We start from the raw sequence: 16,547 nt of genomic DNA, 5'->3' as shown, positions 1-16,547 counted from the left end.
TTGAATGAAAATAGGTTATTATGTTAAATGAGATAAAAACAGAAAGTGGGAACAAACGTGGGCCGTAAGTGGAATAACATTAAAGAAAAGAAAGCCTCAAAAGACGCTAACACAAGTAGAATTTATGCGAAATTCGGACTTGAAATTTATGTAGCTGCACGCAAGGGCGAACCGGATCCTGAAGCGAATCGTGCATTGAAAGTTGTTCTAGAACGGGCCAAAACGTACAATGTACCGAAAGCGATTATCGATCGCGCTATTGATAAAGCAAAAGGCAGCTCAGATGAAATTTATGAAGAGCTTCGTTATGAAGGCTTTGGGCCAAATGGGTCGATGATCATTGTCGACGCACTCACAAATAACGTGAACCGCACGGCGCCAGCGGTTCGTTCGGCTTTTAATAAAAATGGCGGGAATATGGGTGTAAGCGGCTCTGTCGCCTATATGTTTGATGCGACAGCGGTTATCGGCTTAGAAGGCAAAAGCATGGATGAAGTCATGGAAGTTTTGCTTGAGGCGGATGTTGACGTTCGCGACATCGTGGAAGAAGATGAAATGGTTATGGTCTATGCAGACCCAGAGCAGTTCCACGCTGTTCAAGAAGCTTTCAAACAAGCTGGCATTAGCGAGTTCGCGATTGCTGAGTTGACGATGCTGGCTCAAAATAACGTCACTTTGTCGGATGAAGGACAAGTCCAATTCGATAAATTGATCGAAGCTTTAGAAGATTTGGAAGATGTACAGCAGGTTTATCATAACGTGGAATAATTCATATAGGATTAGTTTAAAAGACCCGCGCGACGCGCGCGGGTCTTTTTTTGCACCCCAATTTCATAATATTGCGATGTTCTCCCAATATGGGTGCATGGTGCAAACATGGATGACGTATACATGACTCGCAAACTAGACATATGCTTAACCCGAAAGAATACGCATAGAATATGGACATCCATATCAACGGTTCTACCAGGAGGGGAAAAAGTGTCTAAACATCCGGAAAGATGGAGTTTGCTAGATCATGGTATCCAATGGAACATACCTCAAGACCACGTAGACGCTCACGAAGATCATCTTGAAATGAGCGGCAAGAAAGTGTCCGTTATTGTCAGCTACGGTGTCAACCAAGAAGGAAAGCTGATTCTGTCCCGCAAAGTCGTCTGGCCTACCCTTAGGACGATTCCAAATGATACGCACGGCAGCTTGATCCATGATTTTGAGCTGGCCTCGATGCCGACTCTATGGATAAATGGAAATCCGAATGTGAATGAAAAGCCGATATGCTTTCAATTCAATGGTTTGCTGTATATCCGAAGTAAAGCGGATGAAGGGATAAGGATAGAGAGAACCCTTTTTCCTTCAACGAGTTCGAAAAGTGTTTATGAGAAATTCGTGGTGACGAATACATCAGATCAAGCTGTTTCTATTAAAATCAATTCTTCCTTGTCGCGAAAAACCGTAAAAGGAGTATCCGGCATTTATTTCATTGAAGTTTCGCATGATGCTGCCAGCGAGTATAGGCTCGGCCCACAGGAGGCATGCCATTTCAGTCTTCGCATTAGTGCAAGGCATATGCAAGAAAAAGATGTAAGGACGGATGTTCGTCAGGAAAAGGAACAGAGGTCTAATTTGATTAAGCAATTGAATCAAAATTTACGCTTAGAAACGCCGGATCCGGTTCTCAATCAAATGTTTGCATTTGCGAAAGTAAGAGCCGCGGAAAGTATTTTTGAGACGAAAAATGGACCCACGCATGGACCTGGGGGTGGACGTTATTATGCGGCTATCTGGACCAATGACCAAGTGGAATACGCCGGCCCCTTTTTCCCTTATCTGGGATATGCGCTTGGAAATGAAGCAACACGTAATGCGCTGCGGTTATATACGGCTTTCATGGGACCGGACTATCAACCGATTCCAAGCTCTATCATTGCAGAAGGCAGTGATATCTGGGAAGGAGCGGGAGACCGGGGCGATGCGGCGATGTATGCTTACGGAGCGGCGCTTTTTGCGCTTAGCTCAGGTGATCGGGCTGTTGCGTCTGAACTATGGCCAGCTATAATGTGGTGTTTAACCTTCTGTGAAAAGCAAAAGAATAAGGACGGCGTAATCGCATCGGATTCCGACGAGTTGGAGGGGCGCTTTCCAAGCGGTTCTGCGAATCTATCCACCTCTTGTTTGGCTTATGCCGCGTATGTTTATGGTTCGCGTTTAGCACGAGAACTTGGCGATGAGGCAATTGCCAAACAATATGTTTCCTCCGCTCAGGAACTGTATGAGGCTATTGAACAATATTTCGGTGCCGTAGTGGAAGGCTATGACACGTATCGATATTACGACGGGAATGATCTCTTGCGATCATGGATTTGTTCGCCGTTAGTTATGGGCATCGAGGAGCGCAAATCCGGAACGATACAAGCTTTGCTATCTCCACGGCTATGGTCAGAAGACGGTTTAGTTACACAAGCTGGAGACACTACTTTTTGGGACCGTTCTACGCTTTATGCCTTACGGGGGTTATTTGTCGTAGGGGCAACGGAGGAGGCGATCTCCTATTTGCTTTCGTATTCGCGGCGGAGACTCTTAGGAAATCACGTTCCATATGCTGTTGAGGCGTATCCGGAAGGCAATCAGAGGCATCTATCCGCGGAAAGCGCGTTATATGGCCGCATTATGACCGAGGGCATTTTCGGGCTTCAGCCTACAGGGCTAAGCAGCTTTATCTGTAAGCCCAGATTGCCGGATGCTTGGGATCATATGGCGCTTCGATCTGTTCATCTATGTGGGCGAGAGCTGGATTTGATTGTAACTCGACAGGGTGGAAGATTAGAGCTGATTGTTTCGGATAAGGATGGCTTCGTTAAATTTGAAGGGGCGGTAGGGACAGTGTTTGAAATTAAGAAATAGGATGTATGTGCTCGATGTGCATGCATGATAGAGGAACGATGGGCCGCTATTTCTACAAAATAAGCAGATTTGAGGTCGATGCGGAACTACAGGGCTCTATTTGTGCCATTATCCTGCTTTGAGGGTAAAATTGATGAAATAGTGGCTCGTAGTTCCCTTTCACTTGTAAAATCAGTTTATTCTTTAGAAAAAGAGGATCACAGTTCCGCTCCTTGAGATCAAGGCTTAAAAAGCCGTCTCCAAAGTCGTACAGGCTACTTTGGAGACGGCTTTTTAGTGTCTTAAAGGATGGAATCTGCGGCGTCGAATGAACAATTTGGTTAAAGCTTTTAAGAATAAAAGCGATATCGACTTTTTCTTTGGAGAGGGATGCCGCATAGAACGCGGTGTTAAATCATTAGAGGAGAGCAATAAGCTAAGCTCATGCTTTACTTCTGTTGATCGTGCCGGTTCGATTAGGACGGTCATCTCCGCGCTGCTTGCGACTTGGGCTTTGCTTTCCATCAGGATATCCAATCTGCGCTCATATTCAGCAATCCGATTTGAGAGGATCACATTTTCTTGTTTTAGCTTTTTAATAAGTTCATACAGTAGTTTCATAGATAGTTTCGGCTTCTCAGACACGTTCGTTTCTTGATTATCGCAAATAGGAGACAGCAGCAACAATAGTTCTTCATCACTGATCACTTTATGTGCCACGACAGGTCCTCCTTTTTAATCATAGTATTAATAATAGATTAATAGATTGTATATAAAATGTCGCTCGAAACGCGTTGTCGGATTGTAGGCATTAATGATGAACAATGTTCCCCGAAAGTATGAGCCTAAAACACTGGAAATTTATCTAAATAAACGGAAATTCATCTAAATACAAATCTGCTATCGGACGGCATAATGTAGGAAAACTACTTGGAGGACCTACATCAAGATGACGAAATCTAGTAAAACGATCCTTGATCCAGAAGAGCGAGATCGATTGGCAGTTGAACAGGCAGTTGTAAGTTGGTGGCCTGCTTCGTTAGTGAACAAAGAAGAGCGGATTTCTTGGTGGCGCGAAGCACGCTACGGTTGTTTCATTCATTGGGGGGCATATTCGGTAACCGGGGGGAGATGGAAAGGCCAGCCGTCGCGAGGTTATGCCGAACACGTAATGAGAGCTCACAAAATCAGTCTTGATGAATACAAAAGGGAATGCATCGAGAAGTTTAATCCGCAACAATTTGATGCGGATGCTTGGGTACAGCTATTTAAAGCGGCAGGCATGCGGTATGTCGTCATAACGGCCAAGCATCATGACGGCTTTGCGATCTATCCGTCGGATGCCTATCCGTTCGATATACGGATGACCCCATTCCAGCGGGACCCGCTGCAAGAGCTGAAAGATGCCTGCAAACGGCATGGCCTGCGGTTTGGTTTTTATTATTCACACGCCTTCGACTGGGAGCACCCGGACGCTCCGGGCAACGATTGGGAATATGCGAATCCGGGAGGCGACCTCCGCTTATACGAAGGTAAGGGCAAGCTGTGGTTCAACGAACATCCGGAGCTAGTACCCAGGGTCGCGGACTATTACGTGGATCAGAAATCAATCCCGCAAATTGTCGAGTTAATTAACAAATATGAGCCGGATCTTTTGTGGTTTGATACACCTCATAAATTGCCGCTTTCAGAAAATTTAAGAATTCTGAAGGCGATTCGTGAGGCTGATGATCGCATTGTTGTCAATGGGCGTCTTGCTCATGGATACGGTTTTGACACTTTCTCCGATTATGTGAATACGGCAGATCGTGCGTTAGAGATTTTTCCGTGCGAAGGTGACTGGGAAACAATTCCAACGACCAATGAATCGTATGGCTATTCCGCTGATGATCATACGCACAAGCCGGCAGAGGTCTTCGTTCAATTGTTGGCGAAGTCAGCAGCGCGAGGAGGTAATGTTCTCATGAATCTGGGGCCAAAGGGCGACGGACTCATCGATGAGAAGGATCGTACGATCCTGCAAGGAATCGGTTCTTGGTTAGCTGTGAACGGGGCGAGCATCTACGGTTCCCAGAAAACGCCGCTTGCCGTCCAGAGTTGGGGAGAGTCTACGAGGCGAGGCAATCTGCTGTATCTTCACGTCTTTGATTGGCCACAAGAAGGGAAATTGGTGCTAGGCGGCTTGAAAAGCCATATCAAGAAAGCTTGTGATGAATCGGCTGAACATCTGGCTGTCAGCAGACTGAATTACTACGATTGGGAGATCCTTGTGCCTGAGCAGGCAAGTAACAAGTATCATCGAGTTATGGTCATTGAAGTAGATGGGGAGCCTGCCGTACACCCCGGACGGTTAATCAGCGGCAGTCAGACGACTACGTTAAGAGCTTTTGATGCAGAAGTGAGCAAAGGCATTGGTTACGGGGACGGCAAGAAGGGCAACGATTATGTATGGAAATGGACAAGTATCCACCAATTCGTCAAGTGGCGTGTGAGATTAAATCATCAGGGTGTCTATAAATTGCTGATCCGCATGAGCGCACCTGGACCTGCGTACGGAGGGAGCTATGCGATATGCCTGGGTGAGCAGCGGATTCCGGGTCAGATTGCACCGTTGGAGACAGCTGCTCCCATGCAGATTGAGCACGAAGTGACGCTTGCCGCAGGAGAGCATGACCTCCTGATGATGCCTGTCTCCATCGAAGGGAGCGAGCTCATGAGGCTTCATGCCATTACGTTCATTCCGTTGTCGACAAGTCAAGAACAGAAAGAATCCTATGTTGAAGTTGATACAACGGATGTTGGGAATTAACGCTGCATCGCCTTATGTCAGGATTCTTTCTTGGAATAGGACACCGTTGCAACCTTCGTCTGCTTCCTAAGCTCAGAGGGAGGAAGGCCGAAGTATTTGGAAAATTGCAGTGAAAAATAATGAACCGAGGAGAATCCCAGATCTTCCGCAATCGATGTGATCGAGCGTTTACTTTCATGGATAGTCGCATAGGCTCGCTGCATTTTAATTCGAAAGAAGCACTCTTTTGGCGTCAATCCGGTCATTTTCTTGAACATGCTATAGAACTGGGATTTCTTTAATTGGCACATTTCAAGCCACTGCTCATAGGGCGGGTTCATCCCGGGATACTGTTCCATGAGATCGATTATCTTTTGAATGCGGTAATCAGGGATGTTGTCCGACAAATTTAAATTGATTAACTGTAAAATCCAACTGTAAAGCAGGCTGTTTACGATCTCCGCTTTATATTGAATGTCCAATCGATTCATGCGAACGATCTGAATAAAGGTTTGAATAAGTTCTGGATACCGGGTTAGCTGCGTGATCCCAGTTAATTGCTCCAACTCTTTGCATGGTCTGCTTTCTGTCAGAAGACCGGGTTCGAAATCAAGCTGAGGATCGAAATACAGATGCTGAATCGTCTTCTTTTTCGTGAAAAAATCGCAATACATATCATAGGAAGAAATCGGCTGCGACTCATTCATGTGAAAAGTATGTTTAAGGCCGGGAGGAATGAAAACGAGCGTGCCCTTCTTTAAAGGATAACTTCTGCCGTTCATCTGCACAGAGCCAGATCCTTTATAAATCAAATGAAAAGCAAAGCTGTAGCCAAATCGGTTTTTCTCTTTTACTCTGCCGGAATAGGCATGATAATGAGCTGCCCGAATGGATGGCTCGATCGAGACGATAGAAGTTATTTCCGTCATTGGTTCACACCTCAGTCTGCGAAAAACGCAAGAACGCTGCCATTTTACGCATTTTTCTTAGGATAAACCGCTTGCTAACGGCTGTCAATTGAGACGATCACTTTAAAAAATAAAGGAGGATTTATATGTCTATTCAAACTAAAAACTTGTACGACAGATTGCAACCTGCACCAAAGAACGGGGGATTTCGGATGGAAGGATACTGGGTGTGGTGCGGCTCTGTGATAAAAGGTGAGGATGGACGCTTTCACATGTTTGCATCCCGGTGGCCCAAACATCTGCCGATGCATCCAGGCTGGCTTGTTCACTCAGAGGTTGTTCGAGCGGTCTCCGATACACCGGAAGGGCCCTATGCGTTCGAGGAGATTGTGCTTCCTGCACGCGGTGCTGAATATTGGGACGGCCGCAGCACGCATAATCCACATATAACGAAACACGGGGATACTTATGTGCTTTATTATATGGGATCAACGAATCCTCTGGCTGATGTACAGCCGGGAGAAGAATTCGGACTTACAGATCCGCGATGTATTGTTGCTCGCGCAAATAAGCGTATAGGCATCGCTACTTCTACGAGTGTGTTCGGTCCTTGGGAGCGGAGGGATGCTCCGATTTTACCGACAAGACCAGGGCATTTTGACAGCTTCCTGACTTCCAATCCTGCGCCTTGTATTCACGAGGACGGTTCCGTCATGCTCATCTATAAAGCACGTCAATACGAAGGAAATGTACACGGGAACATGATGATCGGTGCAGCGCGCGCCGACCATTTCGAAGGTCCCTATCGCGTAGTCAGTGAAGATCCTGTATTTCCACCTGCTAAATTTCATCTGGAAGATCCATTTATTTGGCATACGGGTGAGCGATATGAGCTTATCGCCAAAGATATGGACGGTCGCATATGCGGAGAGCTGCATGCAGGTATTCAGGCTCACTCCATAGATGGATTAACCTGGAATTTATCTGACAATCCTAAAGCTTACTCCAGGAAAGTTCGTTGGGATGACGGTACGGAGACGGTAATGGGCAGTTTCGAGCGACCTTTCATTCTTTTCCAAGATGGAAAACCAACGCATTTGTTTGCAGCAACAGCCGATGGAGCAGGAGGATTCAGCAAAGCATCTCATACATGGAACATGGTGGTGCCGATTGCCTCGGAATAACGATCAAGCTATTGTGAATGAACTAGCCGGTCTCTGATGATCAGAGGCTGGCTTCTTTATTTTCATGAAGAGGTAAGACATATCTATTGAATTAAGACAATATAGTTGAATATAACAAATTTGGGGAGGCCGTGAGATATGGGGGCAGCTGCAATAAAAGGATGGACAACTATGCTAGCCGGAGTCATGTTATTGGGGAGCTTGGCAGGGTGCAGCGGAAGCGGAAGTACGAGTACTACGCCCGCGCCTGGCGGAAGTACGCCAGCTTCTTCTGACGCTCCGAAAAGTACGGAGCCCGCTGCTAAACAAGTGACGCTTCAGATGATCGAAAGTCTAACAAGCCCGGAGCGCACGAAGCTGCTTCAAGATGCGATTGGACGGTTTCAGAAGGACAATCCGAACATCAAGGTTGAGCTTATTTCGCCGCCTTTCGACCAAGCAGATAATAAGATCAGGACGATGCTGGCCGCTAAGCAAGACCTTGATATTCTAGAGGTTAGGGATTTGAACATAGCCGAATATGTCAATAATGGCTATCTTGAGCCGTTGGATTCCTATGCATCAAGCTGGGCGGATAGTAAAACACTTTCCGGTACATCCAAAGTTGTAGGATCTACGGGTGGCAAACTTTACTTTGTAGCTAATGCGCTGTATCAAAGACAAATGTTTTATCGGAAAGACTGGTTTGAAGCCAAGGGATTAACCGTGCCGAAAACGTGGGATGAGCTGGTGGATGCAGCTAAAAAATTGACCGATCCGAAGCAAAATCGGTACGGCTTCTCCTTCCGGGGTGGCCCGGGAGCGAATGGCAATTTTGATCATATGATCTATGATTACAATGATAAAGTCATGAATCTTGACAATGCGCCATTTACGAAGGATGGCAAGACGATCTATGGGACTCCCGAAGCCAAACAAGCGCTAGAATTGTATAAAAGGCTTTATAAAGAAGCCTCGCCGCCGGACTCCATCAACTGGGGTTTCCAAGACCAGGTTCAAGCCTTTACGTCAGGCGTAACCGGGATTTTGCTGCAGGATCCTGACGTTATTAAAGTTCTTCAGGACAAAATGGATCCCAAAACGTTAGAGACGGCAGCCATGCCTCTAGGACCTAATGGCAAATCATTAGTTAGTACTGGAGCTGCAGGTTGGGGGATCACCGCAAATTCCAAAAATAAGAATGAAGCATGGAAACTGATCTCCTACCTCTCAAGTCCGAAAGAAAATACGGAATTCTCTAAACAAATCGGCACGATTCCGATCCATACGTCGGCGACGGCGGATACGTTCTTTCAAACAGGGCCGTATAAAACGCTCCTGGATATGACCGCAAAAGCGGATACTTTTATTAGCTATACGCCGCCATTTAAATATCCAGGTAATGGAAGCTGGGGAGAGCTGAGCATGAAAGGGCAGCAATCCTATTTGCTGGATAAAAAATCCGCTGACGACCTTCTGAAGGAATGGGATAAATTTTGGCTGGAGCAGCAGGCAGGTATGAAAAAATAAGGAATGAAGCAGCAAGCGGCGGGCGCTCATCGCCTGCCGCTGCTGTCTTACCGGGGAGGTGTTCGACGTGAGTGCTCGGCAAAAATTCATACTCTCCAGCTTGCTGCCCGCACTGCTGCTAGTCGCTATTTTTACTTATTACCCCTTTCTGAAGGGGGTTGTAATGGCTTTTCAAGATTACAAGCTATTCAATCTGAAGCAGGTGCATTTTGTCGGTATACAAAACTTTGTGGATGCGTTCCGCGATCATCAATTTCTTGCAGCGTTGAAAAACAGCTTGTACTGGGTGTTCTTTTCGTTAATTTTACAATTTCTTCTGGGGTTCATCCTGGCGCTGTTTTTAAATAAGAAATTTTGGGGACGAGGGGTATATCAGGGGTTTATTTTTTATCCATGGGCATTATCCGGTTTTCTCATTGGTCTTATTTGGAAATGGCTATTTAACTCACAAATCGGTGTCGCTAATGACCTCTTGCTGCGGCTAGGCCTTATTGAAGACCGAATTGGTTTCTTGTCGGATCCTAAGTGGGCGATGTCCTCTGTGATTATCGCAAATGTATGGTACGGCATCGCTTTCTTCACGATCATGCTGCTAGCTGCGCTACAATCTATCCCTTCTGAGCTCTATGAGGCGGCGAGCATTGATGGTGCTAACAGCTATCGCAAGCTCCTAGATGTAACAATTCCGTATATTATGCCAACCATTATTGCTACGACGTTGCTGCGGGTTATCTGGATATTCAACGATCCAACGCTCATTTATGGCATGACGAATGGAGGGCCGGGAGGCGCCACACACATTCTGTCTTCCTTAATGCTTAACAAAATCATCTATGACGGGGATTATGGCGCAGCTTCGGCTGTTGGCGTCATCATGATTGTGATGCTGTTCTTGTACACCGTATTTTACTTGATGGTAACGAAGTCTGAGAAGGTAGGTGACTTTTGATGAAACGGAAATTCTGGTATCGGCTCACGAAGGTTGTCTTTCTCTCTTTTTACTTCGTCCTGATGGTTTTTCCCTTATACTGGATCGTCATTACCTCATTGAAACCACAGAAGGAAATTTTCAGTTATCCGATTCATTATTGGCCTGAGCAATTCACCTTCCAAAATTACATTAACATTTTCAAAGTGTCCAAATTCAACGTGTATATCGCCAATAGCCTGCTTGTCTCCATTACTTCTGCGCTGATTGTTATCGTGATTGCGATATGCAGTGCTTATGTGCTGGCGCGATTCCGGTTTCGGGGGCATAGGCAAATTATGCTCGGTTTCTTCATTACGCAAATGCTGCCAGGTTTTATTTCATTGGCTCCACTTTATATGATGATGTCAAATATGCATTTGCTGAATCAACGCATCTCATTAGTTTTAATGTACACGGTCATTCTGATTCCTTTTTCCACGATTATGCTGCGGGGCTTCTTCCAACGCATTCCGTCCAATTTGGAGGAAGCGGCGATGATTGACGGTTGTTCCCAGTTGTCTGCGTTAATGCGAGTCATCATTCCGATTATGATGCCGGGAATCTCCTCCATGTTCATCTTCGCTTTCGTGCAGAACTGGAATGAGCTTTTCTTGGCCGTTATGTTCATTGATAATGAATCGCTGAAAACACTGCCGGTAGCGATGAATTCGTTTATTCTCAAATTTAATGTCGATTGGGGTTCCATGTCCGCTGGAACCGTGTTATCTGTACTTCCGACTATTTTGTTGTTCGCTCTCGCACAGCGATTTATCGTGGAGGGACTAACCCAAGGGGCGGTGAAAGGCTGATGACGATTAATGAAAAAAAATTCTCGATCGTGGCGCATGATGAACATGATGACCACCATCACGGCTCCATCAATGTTCCGATTTACCAGACAAGTTTATTTTCGTTCGATACGTATGAACAATTTAATATGGCAAGAGTGAATGAACAAGAAAATTTCGTGTATTCAAGAGGCAATAATCCAACTGTGCGATTCCTGGAAGACAAGCTTGCCCAGTTAGAGCAGGGAGAAAGGGCAAAATGCTTTGCATCCGGAATGGCGGCCATTTCGGCAGCGATTATGTCGATCGTAGGGTCGGGCGATCATGTGATTTGTTCTCATCAAGCATATGGCCCGACAAGAGAATTTCTAGGCAATTATCTGCAAAAATTCGGTGTTGAAACCACTTTTGTCGATGGCAGCAACCTAGATCATTGGAAAAACGCCGTAAGGTCAAATACAAGGTTGCTGTATTTGGAGAGTCCGACGAGTATGTTTTTTCAGCTGCAGGACATCCGCGGTTGTACGGATTTGGCGGCCTCTATTGGAGCGGAAACGATTCTCGACAATTCTTGGGCGACGCCTTGTTTCCAAAATCCGCTCACACTGGGGGTCGGTCTCGTCGTTCATTCCATAACGAAGTATATTTCCGGTCATAGTGATTGCTTAGGAGGTGTCGTCGTTGGTTCCAAGCGGTTGATGGACCCGCTAATGTCTAACGAATACATGTTATTCGGCGGCGTCATGACCCCACAAACAGCGGGGTTGGTAACACGTGGGCTCCGAACACTGCCATTACGGATGCAGCGTCATGAATCAAGTGGGCTTAAAGTTGCGGAATACGTGAGCAGACAGCGTTATGTCGCGAAAATAAATCATCCCGGATTGCCGAATCATCCTCAGTATGAACTGGCAAAAACGCAGATGTCGGGCACCGGCAGCTTATTTTCCTTCGAATCTCGGGAATCCGTCGACAAGCTCAGAGCCTGGGCGGATCACATGCACTTTTTCAGGATTGGAGCCAGCTGGGGTGGATTCGAAAGTTTGATCAATGTGAACGCCTTTCATGCATTGAATGCTAAGGATCCGCAAATAGGTACGCTTGTTCGACTGTACATCGGTGCAGAAGACCCTGAAGATTTAATTCAAGATTTGGATCAAGCCTGGCGATGTGTCGAACAGAGCCCTTCTGAGGAGGAGCTATATGAGCAGAATCCGGGAATCAATCAAAAGGGATGAGCGACAGCCGCTTTATTTGCAAATTCAAGAGCATTTTAAACAAATGATCCTCTCCGGAGAGCTGGAAGTAAATAGCAAATTCCCGACGGAAAAGCAGTTGATGGAGCAATTCAAGGTTAGCCGAATGACGGTGTCTAATGCGCTAACGCAGCTCGCGAAAGATGGATGGATCTACCGCATACCAGGGAGAGGCAGCTTTGTCAGCTCGGAGTATGGAGGGAATTCGGATAAGAATTTGGACAACGATTCCAAGAACCATCCATCAGCTTCTGGCAAGCAAACAACGGAATCAGGCCGACCTTCATCTACGCGCAAAATGATCGGATTAGTTCTTCCTTTTTTGGAAGATTTTTTTGCCATCCGACTAATCAGGGGAATTCAGACCGCTCTGGAAGACACCGGTTACTACTTATCCATTATCCTTTCGCACAATAATCAGGAGCGGGAGAAGGAAGCCATTCAGGAATTGATTCATAACGGGGCGGCAGGGCTTATCATTTTTCCGATTGATGCAGAAACGTACAATGAAGAAATTTTGATTTTGAAAATGAACAAATTCCCGTTCGTGCTGGTGGACCGTTTCCTGCCAGGGTTTGAAACGCATTGTGTCTGCTCGGATAATATGGTGAGCGCGCAGTTGGCCGTCAATCATCTATGGGAGCTGGGGCATCGAGATATTGCCATATGCTCTGATATTTCGCTTGGCACTATGACCGTTGACGAACGGATTCGGGGGTATATGGAAGCGTTGAAACAAAAAGGCTCGATGATTAATCCGGCGCTGATTGTTACTGATTTTCAGGTAAACGATACTAATTTGATTGAAAAGCATCCGCTATATCTGTTCATGAAAAATCGCACGGCAACCGCATACATTACATTGAACATGAAGTTGGGCTTATTTATGGCTGGACTTGTTAAACATCTCGGGATGAAAGTCCCGAATGATTTATCTCTTATTACCTATGACAATCCATATTCTGAGCTAACGGATGACCGTACGTTCACTCATATTGACCAGCATGAGCAGGAAATAGGTTCGAAATCGGTTGAATTGCTGCTTCAACAGCTAGATAACAAAGAAAAGATGAATGAGCCCATCAAATGGATCGTAAAATCAGCTTTAGTAGAAGGGGAATCCACAGGCCGGTTAACAGCGAAAGTCTAAGTGTGGAAAAGGATAAGGAGGAGTTATCGTATGAATCCCATTTCGAGTCCAGGAGAGTTTACGGAATTAGATCGGTTCACATTTGAATCTTGGGGCTATCTCTTGATTCCAAATGTTCTCTCGCAAGAGGAAGTCAATGAATGTCTGGAAGCTTCCATTCGTTTACATCAATCAACCGGCACGACCGGCTGGGCACAGGTGGGAAGAGGATATGAAACTGAAATATCCTTAGAGCGACTGATCGATCATCCGGCTATACTGCCCAAAGTCAGAGCGCTTTATGGTGATCGGTTTATTATGCAGTCCGGCTGGTGTACGAAACAGCCAGCTTTCGGTGGCGTAGGCGGATGGCATCAAGACGGATCGGGCGCTTACGACTTTCGTAAGCTTGGCTATCCGATTCCCCTGCTTCAGCTGCGCGCTTCCTTTTTACTGACGGATCAGATGGTACCGCGAACCGGAAATATGGAGCTTATCCCGGGAAGCCATCGAAGCCAGGTTCAGCTGCCGGACTCGATTCGATCGAACAGGGAAGACGTGCCAATCGGCCATGTTATCTGTGCGCCAGCAGGGTCAGTCTTATTTTTTCACAATGCAGTTTGGCATCGCACATATGCGCACGACGGTGATTATGACCGTTACACGATGCACTATATTTATAGCCCGCCGTGGGTACGGTGCTCCGATCGATTTGGGAACAATCAGGAGTTTCTAGCGCGCACAACACCGACGCGGCGTTATCTCATGGGAGAATTCGAAAGACCGGACGCGCCTTTTGGAGCCAACTATCCTGTGCAATTTGAGAATGAATGATGTCTGTAACGCACATAATGAAAAGAGCCCAAGATGGACGTTCATCTTGGGCTTTTTACGATCGGTAATTGGTTGTGTTATATTTGAGGTAAGGAAAATAAAGGGAATAGTATAATAGAGTTGATAAAATTGGGGATAAAAGCATTCTTTCTATGGAAAATGAGGTGTGAAAACGTGAGTATTCGGGTGATTGATGGAGATATAATGAGTTGCTCTGAAGACGCATCAGGTTAATTGTAGAGGCGTTATGGGAGCAATGTGACGCAATGAATCCAGAAAGGTTACTAGGTGAATGTCAGATGGTGTGGCAATCAAATAGCAAACAGATAGCTGATATATACTCACAATTGAATTATGGAAGATCAAATGTGAGATATACTGATTATGAAGCATTTCAGAAGGCCATAGTTGAATTAATGCATATTGCAATGACAAATCGTTTACCTGTTGCTCTTCCTCATAATATTGGCTGGGCCTTGCTTATGGTGAGTGGTCTGTAGTAGAGAAGATCATAGAGTCAACGTTTGAAGATTACGAAGTTAAATTATATAGACTGTTATAAAACTAGATGCTTCAATACTAGTGGATTCTTTAAATAATCATTTGATAAAATACGCACCTGAATCTATTCCAGATGATTTAAGTTGGTTGAGGTTTTTCAAATGGATAGCGGTGCTTGGCGGTTTTACGATTAAACAGTTATTTTATAATTGTACTTTGAATGGAGAGTTGGCATGATACGAGATGGTAATAATCATAAACCTAATCAAGAAGCAAACGCTCACCGATCTAACAACAATAACAACGACATCAAGAAAGAAACAAAGAGTAACAATGCGCCTCTTGGGAATCTCTCAGGCAATATAATTACACAGCTTCAACGGACTATTGGAAATAAAATGGTGGGACAATTACTTGGAAATAACAATGTTATTCAAGCTAAAAGATTATACAGTGAGGTTCCACATAACAAACAAGGTACAGATAGCAGAGTGCAAGAACTTACTCCAAGAGTTCATGCAACAGTATTCCCTGATTCACCAGATTTTGCTGGTCCATTGAAGTACAACTACATTAGTCCTAGATGGGTTTCTTCCTTTCACATTACAGAAGATGAAGGCCGAAATCGTGCATATTATACTGATGAAGGTGTTCTAATTGATACCCCTTTAAATAGGGGTGATGAAAGAAGACTTAGCGGATATGCTGATCAATACCAAGATATGTTAGATGGTATTGAACACTATTCTGAAATAAAAGCTGCGAATGAAGATGTTGTTTTGCAAAACCAAGAGAATGCCGCTAGAATCGCAGCGGCGGCTGAGGAGGAAGTGAGAAAGAAGAGACGAAATGCTACCACCAATAACATAATTATTGACCTAGTCAAAGATTCAGGAAGATATGATTTATCAGCGGAAGAAATTGCTGCTAAGTGGTTTCCATTCTTTAGGGCAAATAAAGCAAAGGATGGGCGTTTAGATGTTGATCAAGATATGTTTGCTAATAGATATGCACGATTCCAAGAAAAACTAAAAGGATTAAAGTCAAAAAGAGAAGCTCCTGTTAACGAAAGTGAAAATGACAATAAAGATGACGAAGAAAATACTAAAAAGCGAAAAGTGGATGATGAAAAAGAGGAAGAGAAAAAGAAATAGAACAGTTATAAAATAGATATTTTAACTAAAAGCGGAGCATGAGATGACGAGAAAGAGGGACTAGTGTTTGAGCTAGAGAAATTAGTTACAGATCTTTTGCTTACTTTAGTCGAAAGCTTTTTATGCCAAACAACAATAGTTTAAAGAAATGATTAAAACGTGCCTTTCATGGGTGAGGTGAAAACATGATTAATTTATACGTAGATGACCTTCGAGATTGTCCAGACGGTTTTACAGTTGCAAGAACATATGTTGAAGCTGTAGAGCTTATTGAAAATAACGAGATTAATATTCTAACATTAGATCACGACCTTGGAGAAGATACAGAAGGTAAAGAAATGCGCAATGGTTATGATTTTGTTAAATACATTTGCGAACAAGGGCTACGAGCTAATAAGATATATCTTCATACCGATAATCCTGTTGGACGTAAAAACATGTATTGAACACTTCTAGCTGCTCAACGTCGAGGCTTCATTGATCCAGATATAGAAATTTATCACTATCCTATTACAGTTAATAAATACTCTGGAAGCGAATGAAATGAATCTTTAATTGGAAGGGTGGATCCAGCATTAAGAAGAATTATCTCACTTTTTTAGGATTGATTATTGTAATTGGAATTTCATACTATAGCTTACAA

Annotated in this window: 15 protein-coding genes; 13 read left to right on the top strand and 2 right to left on the bottom strand. The window is 44.7% G+C overall.

Annotated elements, in window-relative coordinates; all coding sequences use genetic code 11:
- Positions 1 to 57 precede the first annotated feature (57 nt).
- Both ACUN27_RS20170 and ACUN27_RS20165 read left to right on the top strand, forming a co-directional pair.
- Positions 58 to 768 carry a YebC/PmpR family DNA-binding transcriptional regulator gene (locus ACUN27_RS20170; protein ID WP_315949964.1) on the top strand — a complete coding sequence of 237 codons (711 nt, stop codon included), beginning with the start codon at positions 58 to 60 and terminating at the stop codon, positions 766 to 768.
- A 213-nt stretch (positions 769 to 981) separates the two neighbouring features.
- Positions 982 to 2,904 carry a hypothetical protein gene (locus tag ACUN27_RS20165; protein WP_445559511.1) on the top strand — a complete coding sequence of 641 codons (1,923 nt, stop codon included), beginning with the start codon at positions 982 to 984 and terminating at the stop codon, positions 2,902 to 2,904.
- Positions 2,905 to 3,177: 273 nt separating this feature from the next.
- Here ACUN27_RS20165 and ACUN27_RS20160 read toward each other — a convergent pair whose 3' ends face one another.
- On the bottom strand, positions 3,178 to 3,603 hold the full coding sequence (locus tag ACUN27_RS20160; RefSeq protein ID WP_315949966.1) for a hypothetical protein: 426 nt from the start codon (positions 3,601 to 3,603) through the stop codon (positions 3,178 to 3,180).
- A gap of 229 nt (positions 3,604 to 3,832) precedes the next feature.
- On the opposite strand from ACUN27_RS20160, the gene ACUN27_RS20155 reads away from it, so the two are divergent.
- Positions 3,833 to 5,692, top strand: coding sequence for an alpha-L-fucosidase (locus ACUN27_RS20155; protein ID WP_445559510.1), 1,860 nt, complete (start codon positions 3,833 to 3,835; stop codon positions 5,690 to 5,692).
- A gap of 17 nt (positions 5,693 to 5,709) precedes the next feature.
- Here the strand turns inward: ACUN27_RS20155 and ACUN27_RS20150 are convergent, their stop codons facing one another.
- Positions 5,710 to 6,600 carry an AraC family transcriptional regulator gene (locus tag ACUN27_RS20150; protein ID WP_445559509.1) on the bottom strand — a complete coding sequence of 297 codons (891 nt, stop codon included), beginning with the start codon at positions 6,598 to 6,600 and terminating at the stop codon, positions 5,710 to 5,712.
- 125 nt (positions 6,601 to 6,725) lie between these two features.
- Between ACUN27_RS20150 and ACUN27_RS20145 the strand changes: the two genes are divergently transcribed.
- The 10 genes from ACUN27_RS20145 (at position 6,726) to ACUN27_RS20100 (ending at position 16,350) form a co-directional block, all read left to right on the top strand.
- Positions 6,726 to 7,763 (top strand): glycoside hydrolase family protein, encoded by a 1,038-nt coding sequence (locus ACUN27_RS20145; RefSeq protein ID WP_445559508.1) that lies wholly within the window; start codon positions 6,726 to 6,728, stop codon positions 7,761 to 7,763.
- A 138-nt stretch (positions 7,764 to 7,901) separates the two neighbouring features.
- The gene (locus ACUN27_RS20140) at positions 7,902 to 9,272 is read left to right on the top strand and encodes an ABC transporter substrate-binding protein (RefSeq protein WP_315949970.1); all 1,371 of its coding nucleotides are present in this window, start codon (positions 7,902 to 7,904) and stop codon (positions 9,270 to 9,272) included.
- 67 nt (positions 9,273 to 9,339) lie between these two features.
- Complete coding sequence (locus ACUN27_RS20135; RefSeq protein WP_445559507.1) at positions 9,340 to 10,221, top strand: carbohydrate ABC transporter permease; 882 nt, start codon at positions 9,340 to 9,342, stop codon at positions 10,219 to 10,221.
- Complete coding sequence (locus ACUN27_RS20130) at positions 10,221 to 11,051, top strand: carbohydrate ABC transporter permease (RefSeq protein ID WP_315949972.1); 831 nt, start codon at positions 10,221 to 10,223, stop codon at positions 11,049 to 11,051. Before ACUN27_RS20135 ends, ACUN27_RS20130 begins: the two co-directional genes overlap by 1 nt.
- Entirely contained in the window at positions 11,051 to 12,268 is a 1,218-nt protein-coding gene (locus ACUN27_RS20125) for a trans-sulfuration enzyme family protein (RefSeq protein ID WP_445559506.1), read from the top strand. Before ACUN27_RS20130 ends, ACUN27_RS20125 begins: the two co-directional genes overlap by 1 nt.
- Positions 12,234 to 13,436, top strand: coding sequence for a GntR family transcriptional regulator (locus ACUN27_RS20120; RefSeq protein WP_315949974.1), 1,203 nt, complete (start codon positions 12,234 to 12,236; stop codon positions 13,434 to 13,436). The genes ACUN27_RS20125 and ACUN27_RS20120 overlap by 35 nt, the downstream gene beginning before the upstream one ends.
- 30 nt (positions 13,437 to 13,466) lie before the next feature.
- Positions 13,467 to 14,249, top strand: a complete 783-nt coding sequence (locus tag ACUN27_RS20115) for a phytanoyl-CoA dioxygenase family protein (RefSeq protein WP_315949975.1) — start codon at positions 13,467 to 13,469, stop codon at positions 14,247 to 14,249.
- Between the two features lie 266 nt (positions 14,250 to 14,515).
- Positions 14,516 to 14,749: a hypothetical protein gene (locus ACUN27_RS20110; protein ID WP_315949976.1), complete on the top strand. Its 234-nt coding sequence runs from the start codon at positions 14,516 to 14,518 to the stop codon at positions 14,747 to 14,749.
- A gap of 234 nt (positions 14,750 to 14,983) precedes the next feature.
- Positions 14,984 to 15,904, top strand: coding sequence for a hypothetical protein (locus ACUN27_RS20105; RefSeq protein WP_315949977.1), 921 nt, complete (start codon positions 14,984 to 14,986; stop codon positions 15,902 to 15,904).
- 185 nt (positions 15,905 to 16,089) lie between these two features.
- Positions 16,090 to 16,350: a cyclic-phosphate processing receiver domain-containing protein gene (locus ACUN27_RS20100; protein ID WP_445559504.1), complete on the top strand. Its 261-nt coding sequence runs from the start codon at positions 16,090 to 16,092 to the stop codon at positions 16,348 to 16,350.
- Positions 16,351 to 16,547: the final 197 nt, after the last annotated feature.

The organism is Paenibacillus sp. WC2504, assembly GCF_052682475.1.
This window is presented reverse-complemented; position numbering and strand designations above follow the sequence as displayed.

Coding starts and splice junctions, on each gene's coding strand:
- ACUN27_RS20115 (WP_315949975.1), top strand. CDS start 13,467: ATGAATCCCATTTCGAGTCCAGGAGAGTTTACGGAATTAGATCGGTTC.
- ACUN27_RS20125 (WP_445559506.1), top strand. CDS start 11,051: ATGACGATTAATGAAAAAAAATTCTCGATCGTGGCGCATGATGAACAT.
- ACUN27_RS20110 (WP_315949976.1), top strand. CDS start 14,516: ATGAATCCAGAAAGGTTACTAGGTGAATGTCAGATGGTGTGGCAATCA.
- ACUN27_RS20140 (WP_315949970.1), top strand. CDS start 7,902: ATGGGGGCAGCTGCAATAAAAGGATGGACAACTATGCTAGCCGGAGTC.
- ACUN27_RS20100 (WP_445559504.1), top strand. CDS start 16,090: ATGATTAATTTATACGTAGATGACCTTCGAGATTGTCCAGACGGTTTT.
- ACUN27_RS20130 (WP_315949972.1), top strand. CDS start 10,221: ATGAAACGGAAATTCTGGTATCGGCTCACGAAGGTTGTCTTTCTCTCT.
- ACUN27_RS20155 (WP_445559510.1), top strand. CDS start 3,833: ATGACGAAATCTAGTAAAACGATCCTTGATCCAGAAGAGCGAGATCGA.
- ACUN27_RS20145 (WP_445559508.1), top strand. CDS start 6,726: ATGTCTATTCAAACTAAAAACTTGTACGACAGATTGCAACCTGCACCA.
- ACUN27_RS20150 (WP_445559509.1), bottom strand. CDS start 6,600: ATGACGGAAATAACTTCTATCGTCTCGATCGAGCCATCCATTCGGGCA.
- ACUN27_RS20120 (WP_315949974.1), top strand. CDS start 12,234: ATGAGCAGAATCCGGGAATCAATCAAAAGGGATGAGCGACAGCCGCTT.
- ACUN27_RS20105 (WP_315949977.1), top strand. CDS start 14,984: ATGATACGAGATGGTAATAATCATAAACCTAATCAAGAAGCAAACGCT.